Here is a 25,830-nt window from a genome sequence, read left to right on the forward strand (position 1 = left end):
GGTCCGCTGTCGCGCGTTAGCGCGCGGTAAAATCCGTCGCCGGCGTGATTGCTTTGCACGCGGCAGCAATCAGCGTTGCCGCGCGATCGAGATCGACGAGACTCACCATTTCATTGGGTGAGTGCATGTAGCGGTTCGGCACCGAGAGTAACGCGGTGGCCACGCCCTCGCGCGCGAGATGGATTGCGTCGGCGTCCGTGCTCGTGTCGCGTCCGGCGGCGTGGAGGCTGTACGGAATGCGCAGTGACTCGGCGGTGTCACGCAGAATGCGAAACGCGACCGGCGACACCACCGATCCGCGCGTGAGCACGGGCCCGCCGCCGAGTTTGTGCTCGCCGAGTTCCTTCTTTTCCATCGAGGGGTGATCGGTGGCAAAGGTGACGTCCACGACGATCGCCATCGCGGGGTTCACCCGTGCGCCAGCCACGAGGGCACCGCCGCCCATGTACGCGATCTCTTCCTGTGTGGTGGCGACGGCCACGACGCGCGCATCGCCCGGATCAGCGGCGTAGCGCCGCAGCGCTTCGAGCACCACGAAGGCACCGATGCGATCGTCGATGGAACGCGACACAATACGGTCGTTGGGAAAGTCGAGCGCGCGCGAATCGATGACGCCAGCGTCACCAATGGAGAGCATCGCTTCGGCTTGCGCACGCGAGCTGGCGCCGACGTCCACCCAGAGGTCCGTGATCTTCGACGCTTTTTCGCGGTCCTCTGTTTTCATAAGGTGAATCGGTTTCTTTCCGACCACCCCGAGCACGTCACCGTCGCGTCCGGCAAATCGAAGGCGCTGGCCCACGAGCACCTGCGGGTCCCAACCGCCGATTGGACCGATGTATACAAACCCGTCGTCGTCGATCCACGTGACGATCACGCCAATCTCGTCGATATGGCCCGCGAGCATTACCGTGGGTGACCCGCCTGGGTTCACGACGGCAATCGAGTTGCCGTGTACGTCGCCCGTGACCTCGGCGAAGGTGCGGGCTTCCTCGCGCCAAACGCGCGCAGGGGCCGACTCGAATCCCGATGGGCCGGGCGTGTCGAGAAGGCGCTTGAGCAGGGCAACGGCGTCGGGTTTGAGCATATCAGTCGCGCGGTACGGGGAAGAGAACAAGTGAAAGCGCGAACACGGTGAGCCCGGGCGCCGCGGCCGCGTCGGCGCCGGTGAGGAGCACGGCCACGAGTCCGAAGATGGCGGCAAACTCACCGCTCGCCCACGCAATGATGCGCATGGTGCTATCGCGTGACGGTGCGACGGCCGAGAGCCGAGTCCGCATGGCAATAAGTGCAATGCCAGCAATCAGCGCGGCCACGGATGCCATCATCCGAAGCGTGTCGGCGCGGTCGGTGGCAGCGGTGACGGCGCCCTGACGGCGCGTCACGATCACCGCGACTGCCATAGCGAGCACGCCGGTGATCATCGCCGTGCGAATCAGGAACAGGGCCCGCTTTGGTGCAGCCACTACTTGTGCTCGTACACGACTTTGCCGCCGACCCAGGTGCTGAGCACGCGCGTCTTCAACACGAGTTCCGCCGGCACGCGCATGATGTCTTGATCGAGGACCACAAAATCGGCGTATTTTCCGGGTGAGAGCGAGCCCAGTTCTTTTTCTTGGAACGCAGAGTAGGCCGGCCAGATCGTCATGGAGCGCAGCGCTTCGTCGCGCGTCATGCGTTGTTCGGGATACCATCCACCGGCGGGCCAATTTTCCGCGTCCTGTCGGGAAATGGACGCGTGAAACGAGATAATCGGATTCACCTGCTCCACCGGAAAATCACTGCCGTTGGGGACGACCACGCCAGCGTCGATTAGCGAACGCCATGCATAGGCGCCCGGCAGACGCGACACGCCGAGTCGCGTGCCAGCCCAGTACATATCGCTGGTTTGGTGACTCGCCTGCATTGACGGAATGACACCCAGCTTGGCGAAGCGCGTGATGTCGGCAAAGTTCAAAATCTGCGCGTGCTCAACGCGGAAGCGATGATCTGCCACGGGCACTGCTTTGAGCGCCGCTTCGTACGCGTCGAGCGACACGCGATTACCGCGGTCGCCGATGGCGTGCGTGTTCACCTGAAAGCCGGCCTTGAGCGCCTTGATGGCGATTTCCTGAATAAACGCCGGCGGCGAGACGAGCAGTCCGTTGTTGTGCGGATCGTCGGTGTAGGGGTCGAGCAGCGCCGCGCCGCGCGAGCCGAGTGCACCGTCGGCGTAGAGCTTGATACTGCGCACCCAGAGCGTGCCGTCGTACAATCCGCTCTGCGGGCCGCGGGCGAGCCATTGGTCGACGACGGCGGATTCTTCACGTCCGCCGCTAATCATGGCGTACATGCGGAAATTCATTTGCCCAGCTTTGCCGAGCTCTTCGTAAATGTCGAGCACCTGAGCGCTCGACCCCGCATCGTGCACGCCGGTGAGTCCCCAGCGCTGGGCCTCAGCGATGGCGGCGAGAATCTGCTTTTTTTCGTCGTCGCGTGTCGTGCGCGGGAGCACGCGCGTCACGAGCCCCATCGCATTGTCCACGAACACGCCCGCCGGCGCGCCGTTCGCGTCACGCTCCATGTGCCCGCCCGAAGGATCCTTGGTGGCGGCGCTCAGCTGCGCGGCGTCCATCGCCTTTTTGTTCGCGAGGTAGGCGTGACCGTCTACGCGCTGGAGCAGCACCGGATTGTTCGGCACCGCCGCGGTGAGTTTGTCGTGCGTCGGAAAGCGCGTGTCGCCCCAGCGGTTCTGGTCCCAGCCGCGTCCTGTGATCCACTGGCCGGGCTGCGCGCTCTTGGCCTTGGCAACAACGCGCGCGATGATCTCGTCGTAACTCGAGGCGCCTGTGAGGTCGACGATCGCGAGGGCGGAGCCGAGTCCGGACACATGCCCGTGCGCATCCACCATGCCCGGGATGACGGTGCGACCGTCGAGATCGATGACGCGCGTTTGCGGTCCGCGAAGCGCGAGCGCGCCACGGGTGTCGCCTACGAACAGCACGCGGCCGCCTCGCACGGCAATGGCATCGGCCAGGGGATGGGCGTCGTCCACGGTGTAGACGCGCGCATTGGTGACGATGAGATCGGCCGTTGGTTTCTGCTGCGCGACGAGCGGAGCGGCGGCCACAAGAAACGCGAGAATGCGACGCATGTTCAGCACGGGTGGAAGGAGCCGGACGGGACGAGCAACCCTATGAAGTTCGCCCTCGCGCGAACGTCCGTCCAGCCGTGGCGCGCTTGTGGCGCGTTTGTGACGCGGATTCGCGTGGCACCCGTAGCGTGGCCAGACCGGAGCGAATATCGTCCGTTATGCCCTTTGCACTCCTACCGCTCTGGTTGGCCGCGGCGTTGCTCGCTTTCAGTGCCCGCCCCGTCGTCATCGCCCACCGGGGAGCTTCGGGTACGAATCCCGAGCATACGTTCGCGTCGTACGACCGCGCGATAGCGATGGGCGCCGATTATATCGAGCAGGATTTGCAGATGACGAGCGATTCCGTGCTCGTCGTGCTCCACGATCCGACGCTCAATCGCACCGCGCGCGGCGATGCGGCCGACTGCACGGGGCGCGTCATCGACCACACCCTTGCGCAGCTACGGCGCTGCAGCGCTGGCCAGTGGTTCAACGAGCGGCAGCCGACGCTCGCCACTCCCGCATTTGCCGATGCACGCATTCCGACCCTCGAGGAGTTGTTTCAGCGGTACGGCGCACGGGCGAACTACTACATCGAAACCAAAAACCCCGAAGACGCGCCCGGGATGGAGCGGCGACTCCTTGGCCTGGTGCGTCAGTACCGACTGATGCCGGGCGAGGCGCCGCGTGGGCAGGTGGTGGTGCAGTCGTTCAGCCAGCGCAGTTTGCGACTCGTGCATGAACTCGCGCCCACGCTGCCGCTGGTGCAGTTGCTGAGTGAGCCGATTCCGCGCGCGGCCCTCGATTCCGCATTCACCGAGATTGCCCGCTACGCCGACGGCGTGGGTCCCGACCGCAAACTGGTGGACAGCGCCTTTGTGGCGTCGGCGCACGCGCACTGTCTGGCGATACATCCCTACACCGTGGACGACGAGCGCGACATGCGCCGACTTCTCGCACTCGGCGTAGACGGACTGTTCACGAATTTCGCCGACCGTCTGCGCGCGCTCGCCCCTGGCGCGCCGGCGCCCATGACGCCGCGCTGCACGCGATAACCAGCGGCGGGTATGGCGCCGCCGAACGCGCTAGAGTTCCGGCCCGGACAGTCCTTCGTCGATCGGTGCCGCGTCGCGCAGGTCGCGTAGCAAGGCAATCGCACCAGCGTTGAGCGCCAAGTCACCGAGCGCGCGACCGTCGGCGAGCGTCGCGCGCGTGAGGCCTATGAACTTTCCGTAGGCGGCGATCACGTCGGAGAGGCGTTGCTGCGGGCCGGCAGGCAGGTGGCCGCGAATAGTGTGACCTCCCACCAGCACGACTTCTACTGGGCGCTCCTCCGCGCCGGGCGCGCTCGTCACCATAACGCCACCATCGGGTGCCGACGCCATCACCACGTGCTCGGACTGCACGATGATGTGACCCGGCGCATCGTCGGTGCGCGTGCGCCGCGCGCGGGTGACGTTCATCCACCCGCCGCGCCGCGAGTTGAAGTACTGGACCAGCGACTGGTCCTCGCCAATGTGGATGTGCCCCTCAATTACGATCGAGTCGCGCAACACGATGTTCAGCCGGCGCGGTTGCGCAGGCCGAAGGCGACTCGAGAGTGATCCGAGACTGGTCATACGGGGGGGCGGCGTGCGATGCGGTACAGGGGGACGGCGAGCAATAGCACGTAAGCTGCCATTGCTACGATCGGATTTTCTGTGATCGCCGTCACACCCGGACCAAACCACTTCTCGGCGTTGATCGCGCCGTCGAGTTGCAACGCCTGGAGCGCGGCGATCGCCACGCCGAGAATGGCGCCACCAGCGATGAGGCCGGAGGAGAAGAGTACGCCCGGGCCGCTGTCTTCGCTCTCGGACGTTTCGCCGCGCTTGATGGCGGCACGATCAATCAGCCAGCGGACGACGCCACCCATGAACATCGTGGCCGAGGTCGAGATGGGGAGGTACACGCCGACGCATACGGCCAACGACGGGAGTCCAAAGATCTCCATCGCAATGGCAATAAAGGCGCCAATAAGAATGAGCCCCCACGGCAGCTTTTGCGTGAGAATGCCGTCCACGACGAGTGCCATGATCTGGGACTTGGGCGAGTCGAGTTTGTCGACCGTGTGCCCCTTGTAGTCGGTGGCCTCGCGGCCGCCGATGCCCGGATCCACGAGGAACTTCACGGCGCCCGCATCGTCGAGCAGGTAACGGCCGGCCGGCGCGTCGCCGGTACGTTCGTCGAGACGCCCAACCTTGTACGCTACGCCGTCGAGCGAAATGCGCTCGGTGGGTTCGACGTACGACATCGCGACCCCAGGATAGTTGCGGATGACATACGTCGTCTTGGCGGTATTCAAGAATGAGATCATGCCGCCGATGACCAGCGCGGACGTCGTCACGCCAAAGATCAGGCCAATCTGCTGACTCTTCGGCGTGGCACCCACCAGGAAGCCGGTCTTGAGATCTTGCGACGTGGCGCCCGCCACGGCGGCCGCGATGCAGACCACGCCGCCAATCGAGAGCGCGAGCACGCGATGTTCAATGCCCTTCCAGCCAACCGCGAGAAAGAGCAGCGCGGTCAGGAGTACGGTGGCAACGGTCATACCAGAAATCGGATTCGCCGAAGCGCCGATCTGTCCGGTGATGCGGCTCGACACCGATACAAACAGGAATGCGAAGGCGACCGCGAGCACCGCGCCAACGAGTGGCATGCGGATCTGCGGCAAGAACACAATCGCAGCAACGCACGCCAGCACGCCGATCGCCACGACTTTCATAGAGAGTTCACGTTCGGTGCGCACGGTATTGTCGCCGCCGCCGCCGATCGAGAAGCCGGCCTTCATTGCGGCGAGAATCATCGGCATCGCACGGCCGAGCGACATCAGGCCGGCCGCAGTCACCGCGCCGGCGCCGATGTAATAGACGTAGTTCGCGCGCACTTCCATCGGCGACATGTCGGCGATGAGTTTGGTGGCTGGGAAGATCGCGTTCGTCAGCCCAGCGCCAAACAGTTTGATCGCTGGAATGAGCACAAAGAACGACAACAACCCGCCGCCAAAGAGCAGTCCGGAGATGCGCGGTCCAATGATGTAGCCGACACCGGTCAGCTCCGGACTGACTTCGGCGCGAATCTCGCCGATCAGCTCCGGCTTGGCCGCGCTGGTGACGCGCTGGAAAATCTTGGCGGGCACTTCGGCCCACAGGTGCATGCCGCCATTGAGCAGTTTGTACAACGCGCCGAGGCCGAAGCCGAGGAACACGGTCTTGGCCTGCACGCCGCGCTCTTCGCCGACGATCAGGACTTCGGCGCACGCGGTGCCCTCGGGATACTTGAGTGCCGCGTGCTCCTTGACGATGAGCGACCGGCGCAGGGGCACCATCAGCAGCACGCCGAGAATGCCTCCGACCACCGCAATCGCCGCGACCTTGGCCCACGGCAGTTCATAGCCGAGGAGCAAGAGTGCGGGGAGTGTGAAGACCGTGCCAGCCGCGATGGACTCGCCGGCTGAGCCCGTGGTCTGCACCATGTTGTTGCGCAGGATGCGCGGCTCGGTGGAGCGCGACAACGCGCGGAAGATCGTGATCGAGAGCACCGCGATTGGAATCGAGGCGCTGACGGTCAAGCCGACCTTGAGGGCGAGGTAGACGCTCGACGCGGCAAAGACGAGGCCGAGGAGCGAACCGAGGACGATGGCGCCGACGGTCAGCTCGGTGAGCGACTGCGACGCGGGGATGTAGGGATCGTTAGGTGAGCGCATACGAAGAATATGGGGCGTCGGGCGCGACTTGTCAGGTTATACTGGTGGCAGTGGCTGGCGGGGCAGGGGTCAGTCCATCACCATGAGGTAGATCGCAATGCGAGTTCGTCGTTGGATGGCCGCAGGACTGGCGAGCCTCACCGCTTCGGCGGTTGGGGCGCAAACGCGCGCGCCGCAGCGGTCCGCGCCGATTACTGATGTGCAATATTCGGTCACCTTCAAGGCCGCGAACGGTGTGGACCGCATGCTGGACGTGTCGATGCGGTTTACCGTTTCCGGACACGAGCCGGTATTGCTCTCGCTGCCCGTGTGGACGCCGGGTGCGTACGAGGTGAGCAATTTTGCGCGGAACGTCTCGAAGTTCAGCGCGGTGGAGGGCGCCAAGCTGCTTACGTGGGATAAAGCCGACCCCGACACCTGGCGCGTCATCCCGGATGCCGCCGGCGAAGTGCGGGTGAGTTTTCGCGTGAAGGCCGACACGCTCGACAACGCTGGGAGTTGGGCGCGCGACGAATTCGCATTTTTCAACGGGACGAACGTCTTTTTGTATCCGGAGGGGCGCCCAGCGGAGTTTGCCTCCATCGTGACGGTGCAAACCGAACCGGCGTGGCGTGTGGTCACGGGACTACCGTCGGCCTCGCGCGCGAGTTGGAAAGCCACCACGTACCACGAGTTGGTGGACCATCCATTCTTCGTGGGGCGCTTCGACCTCGACAGCGCGATCGTGGACGGGATCTGGTTCCGGTTGTCGGCGTATCCCGCAGGCACGATGAGCGCTGAACGAAAAGCGCGGCTCTTTGATCAAATGGCGCGGGTCGTCCCAAAGCAGACGGCGGCCATCGGCGATCACCCGTGGACGCGCTATGACCTGATGCAGATTGCCGATTCTATGGTCGGCGGCATGAGCGCGCTCGAACATGAAAACTCGAATGTCGCGGTGATCGGCGCGGACATGCTCGACGAAGATTTTGTGCCATCGGTGTATGCGCACGAAATTTTTCACGCGTTCAATGTGAAGCGGCTGCGTCCCCTCGACCTCTGGCCCTACCGCTACGACGCGGCGCAGCCCACCGGTTGGCTCTGGGTGAGCGAGGGCATCACGGACTACTATGCCGATCTCTCGCTGGTGCGCGGGGGCGTGATCAACGCGCAGGGATTCCTTGGCACCACCCAGCGGAAGATGGATCATGTGACGCAGCTCGATCCCGTTTCGCTCGAGGACGCCTCGTTGCAAACGTGGCTGCATATGAGCGACGGGACCGCCGACATTTATTACGACAAAGGATCGTTGGCCGGCCTCGCGCTCGACATTTTAATTCGCGATGCCAGCAATAACGCCGCCGGACTCGACGACGTGATGCGCGATCTCTATCACGCAAACTTCAAGAACGGTCGCGGCTTTACGGGCGATGATTGGTGGAACGCCGTCTCGCGTGCGGCCAAGGGGATGAAGTTCAACGACTTTGCCGCCAGGTACATCGACGGCCGCGAGCCATACCCGTGGAAGGCCTGGCTGGCCAAAGCCGGTTGGTATGTGCGGAGCGACACTACGCGCGAACCGCGGCTCGGCGTCAGCCTGCAAAGTGACTCCGCTGGACTGCGTGTGATGGTGGTGGACCCCACGAGTGTCGCGGCGAGCGCTGGCATTCAGCCCGGCGACATTCTCGCGTCCGTAGACGGTGTCTCCACCAACGATCCGGCGTGGCAGGCGTGGCGCGTGAAGTTCGCGAAGCAGGAAGGGGCGTCGCTCGCGGTTGGGATCGTGCGCAACCGGCGGCCGATGCAGCTCACGGTGAAAGTGAAGCTCGCCGTGCTGATCGAGCAGCGGCTAGAAGCAGATCCGGCGGCCTCTGAGAAGGCGAGGCGGATACGAGAAGGGATATTGAAGGGCGAGACGACGGCCGCGAAAAAGTAAACTGTGTTCAGTCGTGGCTTGTTTACCGTTCACGGTTAACCGTAAACAAGCCACGACTGAACATCGGCAGTTCTACGGCTTCTTGTACGCCTCCACCTGCTTCGCATCCCGCGGCGAGACCCCTGTCTTCTTGGCCATCTCGCGCTCAATCTCGTCCATCTCTCGCGGTGCGTCGGCGGTGAGGCGGTCAAAGCCCTTGGCCGTGACGATGTAATCGTCCTCGATCCGCACGCCGACATTCGCGTACTTCTTCACGGCCGGCGTGATCTTGGCCTTCAACGCCGCGTTCTTGGGATCATTCGAGATGATGTCCACGGTGTTCGCGCGCACGTACAGGCCAGGCTCAATCGTGAAGGCGCTTCCTTCGACGAGGGGGCCGCTGGTATACACGTCAACATCGTGCACATCGAGACCGATCGGATGCCCGAGGCCATGCATGTAGTACAGCGTGTACTGCGGACAACTGCGCGCGCGCCCATCGCTGCCACACTCGTACGTGGCGTTCGCGGACTCAATCAATCCCAGCGCGGCGAGCCCGTTCTTCAGCACCGCCACTGCGGAATCATTGGCTAGGCGAAAATAATTCCCGACCTTCACCTGTCGCTCGGCGGCGGCCTGCGCGTTGTACACAACCGTGTACACGTCGCGCTGCTCGGGCGAGAACTTGCCGTTCACCGGCACCGTACGCGTGATGTCGGCCGAGTAGCCGGCATAGTACGCCGCCATATCCATGTTGACGACTTCGCCCGCATTCATAAAGCGGTCGTCCTTGTTGTAGTGCAGCGTCGTGGAGTTGGGGCCGGATCCAACAATCGATCCATACGACGGTCCGTCTGCGCCATTGCGACGGAACGTGTACTCGGCGAGCGCCTGGATCTCGAACTCGGCCATTCCAGGTGCGACGGCGTGGAGCACCTCGCGATGCGCGGCCGCGCTCACTTTGGCCGCGGTGCGAATCAGCGCGAGCTCCGCGGGCGATTTCTTGGCGCGGAGCCGCATCACGTTGGCCGCGACATCGGCGACCTTCACGTCTTTGTGGCGCGCTTTGAGCGCGTCGAGGAACTGATCGTCCATCGTGCGCGGCTTGAGCGAGCCGGGGACATCGGCGCCGCCGCCGGCGGAGAAATCACCCACGGCGTACAGCGCACTCCCTGCGGAAAGCAGGGAGTCGAGTACCCCGCGGAGCGTGCTGCTCTCACGCCCTTCCATTCCGGTTTTGGGCTTGACCCCTTCGAGTCCCAGTCGTTCGCCGGTCCATACCTCGCGGGCGGGGTCGCGCGGCTCGACAAAGAGGAACTGCTCGGTTTTGTCGCCCTTGCGTACGATGATCAGGGCTCCGCTGGGCTCGAGAAAACCGGTGAGGTACCGAAAGTTTTCGGTCTGCCAGAAATTTTGGAAGTTTTCCTTGGGTTCCGGCGCGCCGATCACGAGGAGGACGCCGTCGGTCGGCAGGCTGGCGGCCAGCGCCGCACGGCGTGTGGCGTATTCGGCAGGCGCAATCTGGGCGGCGAGCGGGGCGGCCGCGGCCAGCGAGGCGACGAGCGGCAAAAGACGCAGCAGCTTCACGGAATCCTCAGGGATGGGAGTGCACGGTCCGGCGCGGGGCGCCGACGCCGGGGGGCATATATTTCTCCCCAATGTAACCCCTCAACGTTGGCTCCCAGACGTCCGTAGCACAACATTAGAGCAGTCTTCCACCCAATCCCCGGTTCCCATGCGACTTTCCACGTTCCGCCGCCTGGCCGCGTCTGCTGTCGTGCTGACGCTGTTCGCGACGCCGCTCGTCGCCCAGGGTCACGTCACGTCTCCGAAGGAATTCTTCGGGCACGATATCGGCGACGACTACTGGCTCCCGAATTACACGCAGTTCCAAGCCTATTGGCAGAAGATCGCCAAGGAATCGCCTCGTGCGCATCTCGACACGATCGGGATGACCGCCGAAGGGCGTCCGCAGCTCTCGATGATTGTGTCGAGTCCGGAGAACATGGCGAAGCTCGCGCACTACAAAAACATCGCGAAGCGGCTCGCCTATGCGGACATCAGCGAAGCCGAGGCCAAGGCCTTCGCGAAGGAAGGGAAGGCTGTGGTGTGGATCGATGGCGGCTTGCACGCGACCGAGGTCCTCGGCGCGAACCAGCTCATCGAGACGAACTGGCAGTTCCTGTCGCGGAGTGATGAAGAAACGATGCGCATCCTCAAGGATGTGATCATCGTTTTTGTCCACGCGAATCCGGACGGCATGCAGCTCGTCGCCGACTGGTATATGCAGGAGAAGGATCCGCTCAAACGCAACATGAACATCCCGCGCCTGTACCAGAAGTACATCGGGCACGACGACAATCGCGATTTCTATATTGCGAACCAGAACGAAAGCACCAACATGAACAAGTGGATGTACCTGACCTGGTTCCCGCAGATCATGTACAACCATCACCAGACCGGCCCCACGGGCACCGTGATGTTCGCACCGCCGTTCCGTGATCCGGCGAGCTACAACTTCCACGAATCGATCATTACGGGCATCGATGTGGTGGGCGCCGCGATTCACGCGCGCATGGAAGCGGAGCACAAGCCGGGCGTCGTGTCGCGCTCGCTGTCTTCGTACTCCACGTGGTGGAACGGCGGGCTCCGCACGATGGCCTACTTCCACAACATGATCGGCATTCTCACGGAGACCATCGGCAATCCCACGCCGATGAACATTCCGTTCCTCCCCGAACGGCAGCTTCGCTTTGCCGACATGCCGTATCCGCTCGCGCCGCTGCAGGAGTGGCACTTCCGTCAGTCCATCGACTATTCGGTGACGTCGAACAAGGCGATCCTCGACTACGCCTCGCGGTACCGCGAGACGGTGCTCTGGAATATCTACCGCATGGGCCGCGATGAAATCGCGCGCGGCAACAGCGATGACTGGATTGTCACGCCCAAGATTCTGGCCGAGGCTCAGGCCAAGATGGGTGCCGGCCGCGGTGGCCGCGGTGGCGCCCCGCTCGATGCGATGGCCAATGCCGACTTTGGTCGTGGCGGTGGCGGCACCAAAGAGCAGTACGAAGAGAATTTCCGGAAAAAGGAAAATCGTTCTTCGCGCGGGTATATCATTCCGGCGAACCAGTCCGATTTTCTGACCGCGCAAAAGTTCCTCGTCGCGTTGCAGAAAGCCGGCATCCTCATTCACCGCGCGACGGCGACATTCACCGTCAACGGCAAGAACTATCCCGCGGGCTCGTACGTGGTGAAGAGCAGTCAGGCGTTCCGCGCGCACGTATTGGATATGTTCGAGCCGCAGGATCACCCGAACGACTTCCCGTATCCGGGTGCCCCGCCGAGTCGCCCGTACGACAACGCCGGCTGGACCTTGGCGATGCAGATGGGCGTAAAGTTTGATCGCGTGCTCGAGGCCTTTGATGGACCGTTCAAACTGCTGGACCCGCTTGCCGACCGCATCAAGCCGGATCCGACCACGGTCGCAGCTGGCGGCGCTGGCTGGGTGATGAGCCCCAAGCAGAACGATGGGTTCCATGTCGTCGCGCGTCTCTGGGAAGCTGGCGCCGACGTCTATCGTCTCAACCGCGCCACGACCGTTAACGGCAAGTCCTACGCGGCGGGGAGCTGGTATGTGCCAGCCAACGCCAAGAGCACGCCGGTGGTGCAGAAGTCGGCCAAGGATATCGGTGTGGAGTTCGCATCGACGAGCGACCTCTCGGCGAGCAGCGACAAAACGCCCCCCGCCCGGATTGGCCTCTGGGATCGCTTTGGCGGTTCGATGCCGAGCGGGCACATCCGTTGGCTGCTTGAGCAGTACGAACTGCCCTACAAGGTGGTCTATCCGCAGGAACTCGACGCCGGGAATCTGCGGGCGAAGTTTGATGTCATCATCTTCCCGGAATCTGCGATTCCAGGGACGGGCGCCGGTCGCGGCGGTCGTGGTGGTGGTGGCGCCGGTCGCGGCGGTGCCGCGGCAGCTGAAACAGTCCCCGCCGAGTTTCAGGCGTGGCAGGGCAGCGTGAGCGCGGATCGCACCATACCCAAGCTGAAGGAGTTCGTGCAGCAGGGCGGGCGCATCGTCGCCATTGGGCCGTCGTCGATCAACATTGGTCAGCAGTTTGGCTTCCCGATCACGAGCCATCTCGTGGAACGCACCCCGACGGGTACGGTGGGGACGGCGCTGCCGAGCGAAAAATTCTACGTACCGGGGTCGTTGCTCGAAGTGGCGTACGATACCACGTCCGCTGTGGCGCGCGGTCAGGATGCGCGCGGCATCGTGTTCTATGACAACAGCCCAGTGTTCCGCCTTGGACCCGATGCCGCAGCCAAGGGGCTGAAGCCGGTCGCGTGGTTTGAGTCGGCCACGCCACTCCGCTCGGGGTGGGCGTGGGGCCAGAACTATTTGGATCAGGGTGTCGCGATGGCCGAGGGCACGTACGGTCAGGGCTACGTCTATATGTTTGGCCCAGAGATCACCTTCCGTGCGCAGCCGCACGGCACGTTCAAACTGCTCTTCAACGCGATCACGGGTCCACCACCGGCCCCGCGCATCGTGCCGTAGTTGACAGAGTTCAATTTCTATTCACGTGTGTGCAAACCAACGGGCGGCCCAGTCACGGGCCGCCCGTTGGTTATATGCGACGTAGCGCACTGCGCATCCCGCCCGTCGGTTACTGTGACGTAGCCCACCGCGCATCATAGATTTTGTGCGTAATCTTCGTTCGTCCCCGCACTGGAGTAGCACCGCGCGATGCCCCCCACCCGACGTTCCTCCGCTCGCCATCGCGCCGCGCGTGATTCTGGTGGCACCTATGCGCCGCTCGGGCGCTTGTTTCTCTGGCTGCCCGCTCCGCAGACGCAGGCCAAACTCGTCGCCTTCCTGCACGACAGTGGGATTGAGCACACGATCGCTGACGGGCCGTGCGTGATTGTGGAGCTCGAATGGCAGCCGATGCGCGATCTCGTGATTCCCATGCGACGGATGCTCACGCACAGCGAGTCGGACGAGTTGCGCGTCCTCTACAAGCCAGCCGGCGGTGAACTGACCACGGCGGATATTCCGAAAGTGCAATCCTACACGCAGTTCTCGTTGGTCAGTCAGTCCACGTGGCTGGGCGAGATGCTGTCGGAAGAACGGTTCACGTCGGTGCTCCAGCCGATCGTCTACGCGAAGGAGCCTGAGCGCGTCTTTGCGCGCGAGGCGTTGCTGCGCGGTATCGGCCGCGACGATGTGATCGTCTATCCGAACTACATGTTTGACGTGGCTCGCGGCTGTGGCATGCTGCTGCAACTCGACCTCGCGGCGCGCAAGTCGGCCATCGACCGTATGGTGGCCGACAAAATGGACGAGACGCTCTTTGTGAATCTGACGCCCAGTGCCATCGACGATCCGTTCTCAAGTCTGGAGCGGACGGTGGAGATGATCGATGCGGCCAAGATTCCGCACGAGCGCATTGTGTTTGAAATTGTAGAGAGCGACCAGTCGCACGAACTCCACCATATGCGCGGCCTCCTCCGGTTCTATCGTGACGCGGGGTTCCGCGTGGCGCTCGACGACGTCGGCGCCGGTTACTCGTCGCTCAACGTGCTCCATCAACTGCGCCCAGATTTCGTCAAACTCGACATGGACCTCATTCGCGGCGTCCACCTCGATCCGTACAAAGCCCTTATCGCCCAGAAGATCATTGAGATCGCAGCCGCCCTCGGTGTCGAGACGATCGCTGAGGGGGTGGAGGTGCCGGAGGAACTGGCCTGGGTGCAGGCGCACGGCGCCACGTATGCGCAGGGTTTTGGCATTGCGCGGCCGAGCGTCGCCACGGGTGCCGTCGGACGGATGGCTCCTTTTTCGCGGGCCGGGGTATCCTGAGACAAGGAGGAATCACCATGATGAACCTGTCTCACACCTCACGGCACGCCATTGGTGCCATCGCGCTCGCCTTCGTGAGCGCGCCCCTCGCCGCCCAGCAGGCGGCAAAAGTACAGCTGGCCTTCGGGTATCAGTGCGACTCCAAGTTCGCGCTGCGTAACGAAGGAGCCGCGGCCGTCACGGTGGAGTATGTCGTTGCCGGAACGAACGAGCGTGGCAAGGTGACTGTGCAGCCGAATGAGCTGGTCGAGCTCGAGTCGGCCACCAACAACGACGTGCAGCTGTTCGTTCAGGGCAAGCTGGTGGCGTCGGAACACAAGGGTGATCGCTCGTGCGCGGCGGCGGCCGGAACGGTGACGGTACGTCATCTCGACCCAGCCGGCACGGCGGCTCAGCAAACGGTTGTTGAGCAGACGGTCGTGATGGAACCGGTGTATGTCGAACCTCGCCGCGTGGTGTACGTGCGGCCGTACGACTACTACGACTATTACCGGCCGCGGGTAAGCCTCAACTTTGGCTTCCCCTTGTTTGGCGGTCATAGCCGCATGCCGTACTATCCGCCGCCGCGTCGCGGTGGTGGTGGCGGTGGTGGTGGCGGTGGCGGGCATCACCGGCGCTAGCCGGCCAGCGTAGGTGCTTGGCAAGAGGGCCGCGTCGGGTGGGGCGCGGCTTTTTTGTTTTCGCTGTCGCCGATATGAAAGGCGCGCGGAAACTGTCCGAGCCGCCGTCCCTTGGCACTCCGCACCAACGAGGCGCAGAAGCTACACTTCAGGCGCGCGATCTTTCGGCCGCCAATCCGGTGGTCGTTCCCGGTGACGCCGCGCGCTCCTGCATTGAGCGCGCCTGCTCTAGAGACCTTCTGGCCACGGACGCCACTTGAAACGAATGCTGCTCGGTTGCGTCGTGGCGTCGTGTGCGCTGGCGGGCGTCGGCTATGCCGGCGTGATCGTTGCTACCCTCACGCCCGTGTGGGCCCCGTGGTGTCTCGCGATGGGCGCAAATGGCGCGGTCATGTCACTCATGGCGCTCGGCGCCTCGCGACGCGGCACGCTCGCGCCTGCGCTCCGATGGACATTCCTCACTGTCTTTGTGTTGTGCGCCGCATCGTTTGGCGCCGCGTTGGCGATGCCGGCCAATGAAGGCGCGGCGGCACCGTTGCTGCTCGGATTTCCGGTGCGGACCGCGATACTCCTGTACGGCGTAGGTGTGGTGCCGATGTTCATCCTCCCCTTTGCCTACGCGCTGACGTTCGACGCATCCACACTCAGCGATGACGACCTGGCCCGCGTCCGAGCGGCGCACCGCGCCCAGTCGCACGAGGAGCGCGTCTGATGCCACCGTTGCTCCTGCAGGCCGCACTGCCAGCGCTTGCGCAGCCGACGATTGTCAGCGTGGCCGTGGCGTATTTCGTGGTGGTGGCGGCGATCGCGGTGTGGGCCACGCGCCGTATGCGCAATGCGAGTGATTTCTTTGTCGCGGGCGCTGGGGTGGGACTCTTTACGCTCGCCATCGCCAAAACGGCGGCAACGCTCTCCGGGTTCGCATTTATCGGCGGGCCAGGGCTCGTCTACACGATTGGCATCGGCGCCGTGATGATCATTCTCCCGGGCGCACTCACCAACTCCCTCGGCGCCTGGGTGCTGGCCAAGAAGATGCGCCTCCTCGGTGAAGTGCGCGGACTGATGACTGTGCCCGACGCCATTGGCGCGCGGTATCGTTCGAGAGCGGCGCAGGGGCTGAGTGCGGTGGCCATTCTCATTGCCGTCGTCGGCTACATGGCCACCAATCTGCTCGCGCTCGGCCTCGTGATTGATGCGATCTTCTCTACCGGACTCGGCGCCGGTATTTGGATGGGCGCCGCAATTATTCTTGCGTACTCGGTGGCGGGCGGAATTCTGGCAGGGATTTACACCGACGTCTTTCAAGGATCGGTGATGGCCGCCGCGTCGCTCGTCGTATTTGGATTCGCGATGAAGAGCGGCGGCGGGCTTGGCCATATTTCGCACACCATTATGGCAGCCGACGCCACCTACCTCGGCCCTTGGGGCACCATTGGGCCGATGGCCGCGATCTCCTATTTCTTTGTGTTCAGTATGGGCTCGCTCGGGCAGCCGCATGTGATTCACAAGTTCTACATGTTGCGCGACCCGCGGCAGCTCAAGTGGTATCCCGTGCTGATGACCATCGCGCTCGCGGCGATCGTGTTGCTGTACATCGGAGTGGGATTGGCCGTGAAAGCATTGGTGGTGCAGGGCGCACTGCCCCCGCTCACGAATGCCGATCACGCCACGCCGACCTTTCTCCTGCACTACGCGCCGTCGATGGTGGCAGGGCTCGTCTTCTCCGGCGTGATCGCGGCGATCATGGCCACGGTCAACTCGTTCATCAGCGTCGGCGCGGCCGCGTTGACGCACGACCTTCCCAAGGCCTTTGGTCGGCCGGTGACGAACGAATTGTTTGTGGGGCGCCTGACCACCGTGGGGCTGACGGTGGTCGCCGCCGCAGTCGCGCAGGCCTCGGGAACGCTCGTCGCGTTCCTTGGAATTTTCGGTTGGGGGCTCTTTGCCTCGACGATCGTGCCAGCGCTGGCGATTGGACTCAACTGGGATGGCGCCACCCGCGCCGGCGCCATTGCGTCGATGGCCACCGGCCTCGTCGTCACCCTGCTCGGCGAGACTCTGCGCTACTTCACCGTCTACTCGCTGCCGGTGGGTGTGACGGTATCCGGGCTCTCGCTCGTCGCGTCATTGCTCGTGTTCTTTGCCGTGTCGCTCCTCACGCGCGCGAACGCGCCGAGCGAAATCGACGCGGATATTCGGCTGGTGATGGACGCGTAACCCAGAACTACTTGAGCAGCGCCTTGGCGATGGTCTGCAACTGCATGTTCGACGTGCCTTCGTAAATCGCGCCAATCTTCGCGTCGCGGTAGAACTTCTCCACCGGGTAGTCTTTGGTGTAGCCAGCGCCGCCGAACAGTTCTACGGCGAGTGATGTCACCCGCTCACACACCTGACTCGCGAACAGCTTGGCCATCGCGCCCACTACGGCCACATCCTGACCGGCATCCTTGAGCCGCGTGGCGTTGTACACCATCAAGCGCGCCGCCTCAAGTTCGGTGGCCACCTGCGCGAGCTGGAACTGAATACCCTGAAATTCGCGCAGCGCACGGCCGAACTGTTTGCGCTCCTTTACATACGCGACCGTCGCATCAAGTGCGCCCTGCGCGTTGCCGATCATTTGCGCGCCAATGCCAATGCGCCCTTCGTTGAGTGTCTCGATGGCCACTTTGTAGCCCTGCCCAACGGGACCGAGCACGTTTGCCGCCGGCACCGGGACGTTATCGAGAATCAACTCACAGGTGCTCGACGCGCGAATGCCGAGTTTGTCTTCCTTTTTGCCGACACTAAAACCATCGAAGCCGCGCTCCACGATGAACGCCGTGATTCCCTTGTAGCCCTTGGCCGGATCGGTTGTGGCGAACACAATGAAAATGCCAGCTTCGGCACCGTTGGTAATCCACAGTTTCCGCCCCGTGAGATACCAGGTTCCGTCACGCAACTCGGCGCGCGTGGAGAGCGCGAAGGCATCAGAACCCGAATCGGCCTCGGAGAGCGCGTAGGCGCCCACCACGCTGCTCGTGAGCTGCGGAAGATATTTGGCCTTCTGCGCGTCCGTGGCGTAGGTGAGCAGCGGATAAAACACGAGCGTGTTCTGCACATCCACCATGATCGCCGCGGCCGCATCAATTTTGCTGATTTCTTCGACGGCAATCGTCACCATCATCAAGTTGCCGCCCGCGCCGCCGTACTCCTCAGGAACCTGAATTCCCATCAACCCAAGTTCGAAATACTTCGGAATGAGCGTGGGGTCGAGTTTGGCGTTGCGCTCCATCTCGGCGACACGCGGCTGCACTTCACCACGCGCAAATTCGGCGACCGCGTCGCGGAAGGCGGATTCGTCCTCAGAGAGCTGCGTCAGGGGCTGCGCGGAATGTTCGGAGGACATGGTCGGAAAACCTGGCGGAACGTGGAGTGCCTACGGTGCACTCTGGAACTTAGCCACCTCCCGCCGTGGCGAACACCGACCAGCGACGGGCGGACTGCCCCGTCGCTGGTCGGTGGGTAACCGCTACATACGCCAGCCGAGCAAGTTCCACATGTTGAGCGACCAGAAGAAGATCACCGCAATCGCCACCGCGCCGCTGTGGCGGAGCCGCATCCAGATGGTGCCTTCCGAGGCGCGCCACTGGGCGACCGCCAGCCACGCCGCCCAAATCACCAACAGACAGCTGATCACCGGGAAGGCCAAGGCGACTTTGAGGGAGGTTGGCGTATCACCCGTCATGATGCTCGGGTCTGACGCGATTCCGACGACCATCGCCACGAACACACCAAGCACGAGTCCCGCCCACGTCATACTGCGGCGACCGCCAACCACCAGCGCCGGTGCGGCGATACGCCCCGGGGTCTTCCGCAAGAAGAACCGGACGACCGTGGTGACCACGATGCCGAGGAATAGCAGCAGTCCGCCAATCAGGATGATGCGATGCAGCGACGGCGCCGAGAGCGGTGACATTTTTTCCATCACCATCATCGGCAGCATGGCGAGAAAGCCGTGGGTGATGTTTCCCTGCGCATCGGCCCGGAACGCCACGAGCGAGCCGTTGTTCACGTCGCGGAAGAGCAGGGAGTCCACCGACACGAGGCGCATCGAGCCGAGTGGCGATTCCACCAACAAGGAACCGTCGTCCATTGCCTTGACGGGGATGCTGCCGAAGAGGGTCGCCACTTTCTGATACGTGGAGTAGCTCATCCGGTTGAACACATACTCGCCTTCAAAGCGCTTGGCGGTCTGCTTGGCCGCGGCGCTCGGCGTGATCACGGGATACGATTCAGGATAGTAGTGATCCAGAAATGCCGTGAGGAACGGTTCAAAACTGATCGCACTGCCCTTGTCGGTGTTCGTGGAGATGAACACGCCAACTTTGTCGTCTGGAATCAGGGCGAGATCGGAGTGGAAGTACTGTGTGTCGCCGCCATGCCCAATAAGCCGCATGCCGTGGCTCGACTGCTCATAGAAGCCGTAGGCAAAGCCGGGAATACGCGGATCGTGTCCGCGGACGCGCGTGTGCATGAACTCGGATTGTTTCTCACCGAGAATGCGCACGCTGCCGAGCACGCCGTTGTTGAGGTGCGTGATCATGAAGCGCGCCATGTCAGTGGCCGACGCGCCAATCGAGCCGGCCGGCGCCGCGCCGGTGATGATCTCGAACTTCTGCGGCACGAACTCACCGTTTTTGTACTCGTAGCCCACCGACATGTCGTCGGCGAATTGCGCGGGCAGCGGTTGGCGCCCAGTGGTATGCGTCATGCCCAGCGGTTCGTAGATGTGCTTTTCGAGGTATTCGTCCCAGCTCTTTTCGCCGCCCTGTCGTTCGACGATGTAGCCGGCCGTGGCGGTGGCCCAGTTTGAATACGACGCGAAGGTGGCCGGCGGCCGTACGCGCGCCGGCATGTGCGCGGGGAGCCACTTGGACATCGGGGTGATGTGTGCTGGGTCGAAACTAAAGAGATCGCGCCCGTCCTCTTCGAGTCCGGGTGTGTGCGTCATCACGTCGGTGAGCGTGATCGGCTGTGGATAGGTCGCCGGAATCTTGAAGTCGAGATACTCGTTGATGTCTTTATTGAGGTCGAGTTTCCCGATCTCATTGAGCTGCATCACGGCAGTCCAGGTGAAGAGCTTGGAGATGGAGCCAATACGGAAGAGCGTTTTGTCGGGGTCCACCGGTTTGCGCTTGGCGACGTCGGCGAAACCATAGCCCTTGGCGAGCAACACGCGGCCGTCGCGCACCACCGACAGCGTGATGCCGGCAATGTGCTTGTCGCGCATGTAGGCGCCGAGGAGGCCGTCGACGAACGCTTCGACTTCGGCTTTATCCACCGGTCCGCGCGCGTGCGCGGCGGCGACCGGCGCGGACGCCTTCGATGCTGCCTTCGCCGGAGCAGCCGCAACCTGAGCGGCTTTCGCGGCCACCGGTGCCTGCGGCGGGAGCGGGGTGGCCGACACGGATCCGGCCCACAGTGCGAACAGTATCGGCAACGTCACGTCAGCCTCCAAGGTTGGTATGCAGACTTGTATACAAACAAAATCTACGCATACCAAGGCTAGGAGCGCCAGAACGGACACCGCCGAGGCACGCGCCGGCTACCCGCAGCACTGGGTTGCGGTCAACGGGCCAGCGGTTGGGACGGTCGAGCTACCCGAGAACCGGCGCCACAAACCCCGACGCGGGAGCGCCGAACAGGTTGCCCTGCGCCAAGTCCGCACCCATCGCGAGGAGTGCGTCGCGTTCCCCGGCGCTCTCCACCCCTTCGGCGATCATCGGGATGCCGAGTTCGCGGACGAGCGCATACATCCCTGCCACGGCGCGGCGGCGCGGCTCGTCCTTGTCGAGCCCGGCGAGCACCGTACGGTCGAGCTTCACATAGTCCGGCGCCATGCGGATGAACGCCAAGAGCCCAGACGGGCCAGTGCCAAGATCGTCCACGGCCACGCGGAAGCCCGCGCCGCGAAGATTCGCCAGCTGCGACGCCATCGAGTCGAACTGCTGCGTCGAGGTGTTCTCGCTCACCTCAAGCACCACGCTGCGCGCAATCGGCTCCAGCGGCGCTTCAGGGCCCGCGAGTAATCCTTCCTGCGCGTCGTTCGGGTGCACGTTCACGAAGAGCAAGGCGCCTTCTGGTAGTTCGGTGCAGGCCGCCGCAATGCGCTGATAAATGGTGCGCGACAGTGTTGTGCGCCAGCCAATCCGATCCGCCGCCGCGAGCAAGGCGCCGTACGAGGCGAACAGCGCTTCGTCGCACCGCATGAGTGCCTCATAGCCAATCAGGCGCTTTTCACGCAGCGATACCAGCGGCTGAAAGACCACCCGAATGGTGCCGAACGCCTGGTTGAGCACCTTCTCGAGGGTTGGCCGGTCGCCGTACGGCATCGATTCCGACGATGCCTTGGCATACGCATTGCGCTTGAACCGCGCGAGTTCGCCGAGCGCGGCGGCGCGCCCCACGGCGCGCACGAGGGCTTCCGGTTCCACCGGCTTGAGCAAATACTGCTGCGCGCCGTATTCAATGGCTTCGATAGCCGAGTCGAGGGTCGGGCCGGCGGTCATCAGAATGACCGGCACGTCGAGGTCGTGGCGGCGCAACTCGCGGAGGAACTCCACACCCGACAACTCGGGCATGATGATGTCCGTGAGGATGGCGTGGTATTTGTCCTTTTCCACCAGCTTGAGGGCGGCGTGTGCGCTGTCAGCGCTCTCGACGGAAAAGCCGCTTCGTTCGAGCAACATGCCGACGACACGGAGTACGGCCGGTTCATCGTCAATGACGAGAATTCGGCGTCCGTTGGATGGAATCGACTTCGATTGGGGGGCTGCGGCAGTAGCCATATCTAATTATCGGTCATAGGCAAGGATTGGCGCCAGCCATCGCTCCGTATCGGCCAGCGACATGGTTTTTCGGACTGCGTAGTCCTGTACCTGGTCCTTCTCAATCTTTCCCACTCCAAAATACGACGATTCAGGGCGCCAAAAGTAGTATCCGCTAACCGCTGAGGTCGGGAGCATCGCAAAACTCTCCGTCAATGTAATGCCGGTCCGCGCGGTGGCGTCGAGCAACGCAAACAGCGTCGCCTTCTCCGTATGGTCAGGGCAGGCGGGGTACCCCGGCGCGGGGCGGATGCCTTGGTACTGCTCCCGAATGATGGCCGCGTTGTCCAGCTGTTCCTGCGGCGCGTACCCCCACAGCTCGCGCCGCGTCCGCTCGTGCAAATATTCCGCAAACGCCTCGGCGAGCCGATCCGCGAGTGCTTTGAGCAAAATCGAGTTGTAGTCGTCGTGTGCGGCTTCGTACGCTGCCACCCGCTCGTCGAGCCCGAGCCCGGTGGTCACGGCGAAGAGTCCCATCCAGTCGCACACACCGCTCGTGGCATCCGCCACAAAATCGGCGAGCGCCATATTGGGGCGGCCGTCGGGCTTCACCATCTGCTGGCGGATGGTGTGAATCGTAGCGAGCGGAGCCGCGCCCGCCGCGCGCGCCGCTTCGTCGGCCCACACCGAAATATCTTCGGCGCCATTGGAGTTGGCGGGAAAGAATCCCACCACGGCCCGGGCGCGAAGCCACTGTTCGTCCACAATGCGGCGGAGCATGGCCTGCGCGTCATCAAAGAGATTCTTCGCGGCGGCGCCTACCGTGGCATCCTCAAAAATTTCCGGATAATGCCCGGCGAGTTCCCACGTCTGGAAGAAAGGCGTCCAGTCAATGCGCGGCACGAGGTCGCTGAGTGCTACGTCGTCGAAGGTGCGCACGCCGGTGAAGGTCGGGCGCGGCACCGGAACCTGCAGGTTGAGCGCGGGGCGTTTGGCGCGCGCTTCGGCGAGCGACTGCTTGGTGACTTCCTTGCGGCGTTCGGCGCGGGCGACGCGCACCTCTTCGTACTCCGTGGCGAGGTCGCGCACGAATCCGTCGCGCTGCGTGGCACTGAGTAAGGCGCCCGCCACGCCCACGGCGCGCGAGGCGTCGTGCACGTGCACCACCGGCCCCGAATAGCCGGGCGCAATTTTCACGGCTGTGTGCACCTTGCTCGTGGTGGCACCACCAATGAGCAGCGGAATCGTGAATCCCTGCCGTTCCATTTCCTGAGCCACAAACGCCATTTCTTCGAGGGAGGGCGTGATGAGGCCCGAGAGCCCGATGATGTCGGCCTTGGCGTCCACGGCCGCTTCGAGAATCTTTGCGCACGGCGTCATGACGCCGAGGTCAATGACTTCGTAGTCGTTGCACTGCAGGACGACGCCCACAATGTTCTTGCCGATGTCGTGCACGTCGCCCTTGACGGTGGCCATGATGATGCGCCCTTTGGCCTTGTGCTCCGCGCCGCCCGCCGCGAGCCGCGCCGCCTCGATGTAGGGCACAAGGTGGGCCACGGCGCGCTTCATGACGCGCGCGCTCTTGACCACCTGCGGCAAGAACATCTTGCCGCTGCCGAAGAGATCGCCGACGACGTTCATCCCCGCCATCAGCGGGCCTTCAATCACATCAATCGGCTGTTCGGCGAGATGGCGCGCTTCTTCGGTGTCGTCCACCACAAAATCGGCGATGCCATGTACCAGTGCGTAGGTGAGCCGCTCGTGCACTGGCGCGTTGCGCCAGGTGAGATCGGCTCCCTTCTTGCTGGCTTCGCCCTTGACGGAGTCGGCCACTTCGAGCAACCGCTCGGTGGCGTCGGGGCGGCGGTTGAGGACCACGTCCTCAACACGTTCGAGCACCTGCGGCGGAATATCGGAGTAGAGGGTGAGCGCGCCCGCGTTCACAATCCCCATGTCCATGCCAGCCGCCACGGCGTGATACAAGAACACCGCGTGGATGGCTTCGCGCACCGGGTTGTTGCCGCGGAACGAAAAACTCACGTTGCTCACGCCGCCGCTCACTTTGGCGTATGGCAGCGTGGCTTTGATCTGCCGCGTGGCTTCAATAAAGTCGACGGCGTAGTTGTTGTGCTCTTCGATCCCCGTGCCAATCGCAAAGATGTTCGGGTCGAAGATGATGTCTTCGGCGGGGAAGCCGACTTGCTCGGTGAGAATCTTGTAGGCGCGCGTGCAGATGGACACTTTGCGCGCGACCGTGTCGGCCTGCCCCTGCTCGTCGAACGCCATCACAATCACGGCGGCGCCGTAGCGGCGTACGAGCTTGGCCTGCGCAATGAAGGCGTCCTCCCCTTCCTTGAGCGAGATGGAGTTCACGACCCCTTTGCCCTGCAGGCACTTGAGCCCGGTCTCGATCACGCGCCACTTCGACGAGTCGATCATCACCGGCACGCGCGAGATGGATGGCTCGCTCGCTACGAGATTCAGGAAAGTCTGCATGGCGAGCTCGCTGTCGAGCATCGCCTCATCAAAATTGATATCGATGATTACGGCGCCGGCGTCTACCTGCTGACGTGCCACCTTGAGTGCGGCGTCGTACTGTCCTTCGAGAATCAGCGTTTTGAACTTGGCGGAGCCCGTAACGTTGGTGCGTTCGCCGATATTCACAAATGTGGAATCGGCTCCAATAACAAACGGTTCAAGCCCGCTCAGTCGCAGGCGCGGCTCCGGCGCAGCCGGGACGTGCGGCGCCACCCCACGCATCGACTCGGCGATCGCGCGAATGTGCGCCGGCGTGGTACCGCAGCAACCGCCAACGATGTTGAGCATCCCCGCATCGGCGAACTCTTTCAACACGCCAGCGGTGAAGGCGGGCGTTTCGTCGTAGCCGCCCATTTCGTTGGGGAGCCCGGCGTTGGGATGCACACTGATGCGGCACGGCGCTACGCGTGCCAGCTCCTGCACGTAGGCGCGCAAATCTTTGGCGCCAAGGGCGCAGTTGAGGCCAATCGAAAATGGATTGGCGTGTGCCAGCGAGGTGAAGAACGCTTCGGTGGTCTGCCCCGAGAGCGTGCGTCCGCTCGCGTCGGTGATCGTGCCGCTGATCATCACGGGCACACGTTCGCCGAGCGCGTCGAACACTTGCTCAATGGCAAAGAGTGCGGCCTTGGCGTTGAGCGTGTCGAAGATGGTCTCGACCATCAAGAGGTCGGCACCGCCCGCAAGGAGGGCGCGCGTCGCTTGGTCGTACGCCGTGACGAGGTCGTCCCAGGTGACGTTGCGGAAGCCCGCGTCTTCGATCTTGGGGGAGATGGACGCCGAGCGCGAGGTCGGGCCAAGGATGCCTGCGACGTAGCGCGGCCGACCGTCGCGGGCTTCGAACTCGTCGCAGACGGCGCGTGCGAGGCGTGCACCCGTCTCATTCAACTCGCTGACAATGTCTTCCATGCCGTAGTCGGCCATGGAAATAGTGGTGGAGTTGAAGGTGCTCGTTTCGATGATGTCCGAGCCCGCTTCGAGATACGAGGCGTGAATGGCGCGGATGGCGTCGGGGCGAGTGAGGAGCAGGAGATCGTTGTTGCCGCGCAGTTCGCGATGCCAGTTGGCAAAGCGCGCGCCCCGATAGTCGGCCTCGGTAAGGCGGAGTTTCTGGACTTCGGTGCCCATGGCGCCGTCGAGCAAGAGGATACGGTCTTGCGCGAGGGCGGGGAGCAGGGCGAGGCGGGTGGCGCGTGTGAAGGCGGTCATTGCGTCTCAGCTGTGCCGACGCGTCGTCGGCAAACACCCG

17 protein-coding genes are annotated in these 25,830 nt (G+C 63.4%); 7 read left to right on the top strand and 10 right to left on the bottom strand.

Features of this window, described 5'->3' with window-relative positions; genetic code table 11:
• Nucleotides 1-16 precede the first annotated feature (16 nt).
• Genes NTZ43_10915 through NTZ43_10925 form a run of 3 tightly spaced genes read right to left on the bottom strand, consistent with a single transcriptional unit; the run spans nucleotide 17 to nucleotide 3,130 of the window.
• Nucleotides 17-1,084, bottom strand: coding sequence for a M42 family metallopeptidase (locus NTZ43_10915; GenBank protein MCX5767721.1), 1,068 nt, complete (start codon nucleotides 1,082-1,084; stop codon nucleotides 17-19).
• Between the two features lies 1 nt (nucleotide 1,085).
• Entirely contained in the window at nucleotides 1,086-1,463 is a 378-nt protein-coding gene (locus NTZ43_10920; protein MCX5767722.1) for a hypothetical protein, read from the bottom strand.
• Nucleotides 1,463-3,130, bottom strand: coding sequence for an amidohydrolase (locus NTZ43_10925; protein ID MCX5767723.1), 1,668 nt, complete (start codon nucleotides 3,128-3,130; stop codon nucleotides 1,463-1,465). Before NTZ43_10925 ends, NTZ43_10920 begins: the two co-directional genes overlap by 1 nt.
• Before the next feature lie 158 nt (nucleotides 3,131-3,288).
• Between NTZ43_10925 and NTZ43_10930 the strand changes: the two genes are divergently transcribed.
• Complete coding sequence (locus NTZ43_10930) at nucleotides 3,289-4,164, top strand: glycerophosphodiester phosphodiesterase (protein ID MCX5767724.1); 876 nt, start codon at nucleotides 3,289-3,291, stop codon at nucleotides 4,162-4,164.
• A gap of 30 nt (nucleotides 4,165-4,194) precedes the next feature.
• Here the strand turns inward: NTZ43_10930 and NTZ43_10935 are convergent, their stop codons facing one another.
• On the bottom strand, nucleotides 4,195-4,728 hold the full coding sequence (locus NTZ43_10935; protein MCX5767725.1) for a hypothetical protein: 534 nt from the start codon (nucleotides 4,726-4,728) through the stop codon (nucleotides 4,195-4,197).
• Entirely contained in the window at nucleotides 4,725-6,854 is a 2,130-nt protein-coding gene (locus NTZ43_10940) for an oligopeptide transporter, OPT family (GenBank protein MCX5767726.1), read from the bottom strand. The genes NTZ43_10935 and NTZ43_10940 overlap by 4 nt, the downstream gene beginning before the upstream one ends.
• Nucleotides 6,855-6,951: 97 nt before the next feature.
• On the opposite strand from NTZ43_10940, the gene NTZ43_10945 reads away from it, so the two are divergent.
• Nucleotides 6,952-8,769 carry a PDZ domain-containing protein gene (locus tag NTZ43_10945; protein ID MCX5767727.1) on the top strand — a complete coding sequence of 606 codons (1,818 nt, stop codon included), beginning with the start codon at nucleotides 6,952-6,954 and terminating at the stop codon, nucleotides 8,767-8,769.
• Between the two features lie 72 nt (nucleotides 8,770-8,841).
• Here NTZ43_10945 and NTZ43_10950 read toward each other — a convergent pair whose 3' ends face one another.
• A complete protein-coding gene (locus NTZ43_10950; GenBank protein MCX5767728.1) occupies nucleotides 8,842-10,335 on the bottom strand; it encodes a Xaa-Pro aminopeptidase in 1,494 nt (497 codons plus the stop codon).
• A 148-nt stretch (nucleotides 10,336-10,483) separates the two neighbouring features.
• Here NTZ43_10950 and NTZ43_10955 point away from each other — a divergent pair, with 148 nt between their 5' ends.
• From NTZ43_10955 to NTZ43_10975, 5 genes are all read left to right on the top strand, one after another.
• Entirely contained in the window at nucleotides 10,484-13,315 is a 2,832-nt protein-coding gene (locus tag NTZ43_10955) for a M14 family metallopeptidase (GenBank protein MCX5767729.1), read from the top strand.
• Between the two features lie 189 nt (nucleotides 13,316-13,504).
• Nucleotides 13,505-14,620, top strand: a complete 1,116-nt coding sequence (locus NTZ43_10960; protein MCX5767730.1) for an EAL domain-containing protein — start codon at nucleotides 13,505-13,507, stop codon at nucleotides 14,618-14,620.
• Between the two features lie 17 nt (nucleotides 14,621-14,637).
• Nucleotides 14,638-15,240: a hypothetical protein gene (locus NTZ43_10965; protein MCX5767731.1), complete on the top strand. Its 603-nt coding sequence runs from the start codon at nucleotides 14,638-14,640 to the stop codon at nucleotides 15,238-15,240.
• A 256-nt stretch (nucleotides 15,241-15,496) separates the two neighbouring features.
• On the top strand, nucleotides 15,497-15,952 hold the full coding sequence (locus tag NTZ43_10970) for a hypothetical protein (GenBank protein ID MCX5767732.1): 456 nt from the start codon (nucleotides 15,497-15,499) through the stop codon (nucleotides 15,950-15,952).
• Entirely contained in the window at nucleotides 15,952-17,457 is a 1,506-nt protein-coding gene (locus NTZ43_10975; protein ID MCX5767733.1) for a hypothetical protein, read from the top strand. Before NTZ43_10970 ends, NTZ43_10975 begins: the two co-directional genes overlap by 1 nt.
• A gap of 7 nt (nucleotides 17,458-17,464) precedes the next feature.
• Here NTZ43_10975 and NTZ43_10980 read toward each other — a convergent pair whose 3' ends face one another.
• The 4 genes from NTZ43_10980 to metH all read right to left on the bottom strand — a co-directional run bounded on the left by NTZ43_10980 (nucleotide 17,465) and on the right by metH (nucleotide 25,790).
• The gene (locus NTZ43_10980; GenBank protein MCX5767734.1) at nucleotides 17,465-18,625 is read right to left on the bottom strand and encodes an acyl-CoA dehydrogenase; all 1,161 of its coding nucleotides are present in this window, start codon (nucleotides 18,623-18,625) and stop codon (nucleotides 17,465-17,467) included.
• A 123-nt stretch (nucleotides 18,626-18,748) separates the two neighbouring features.
• Nucleotides 18,749-20,725, bottom strand: coding sequence for a serine hydrolase (locus tag NTZ43_10985; GenBank protein MCX5767735.1), 1,977 nt, complete (start codon nucleotides 20,723-20,725; stop codon nucleotides 18,749-18,751).
• Nucleotides 20,726-20,876: 151 nt separating this feature from the next.
• The gene (locus NTZ43_10990; GenBank protein ID MCX5767736.1) at nucleotides 20,877-22,067 is read right to left on the bottom strand and encodes an EAL domain-containing protein; all 1,191 of its coding nucleotides are present in this window, start codon (nucleotides 22,065-22,067) and stop codon (nucleotides 20,877-20,879) included.
• 6 nt (nucleotides 22,068-22,073) lie between these two features.
• Nucleotides 22,074-25,790, bottom strand: a complete 3,717-nt coding sequence (gene metH / locus NTZ43_10995) for a methionine synthase (protein MCX5767737.1) — start codon at nucleotides 25,788-25,790, stop codon at nucleotides 22,074-22,076.
• Between the last annotated feature and the right edge of the window lie 40 nt (nucleotides 25,791-25,830).

This window comes from Gemmatimonadota bacterium, assembly GCA_026387915.1.
Taxonomy (GTDB): Bacteria; Gemmatimonadota; Gemmatimonadetes; order Gemmatimonadales; family Gemmatimonadaceae; genus Fen-1231.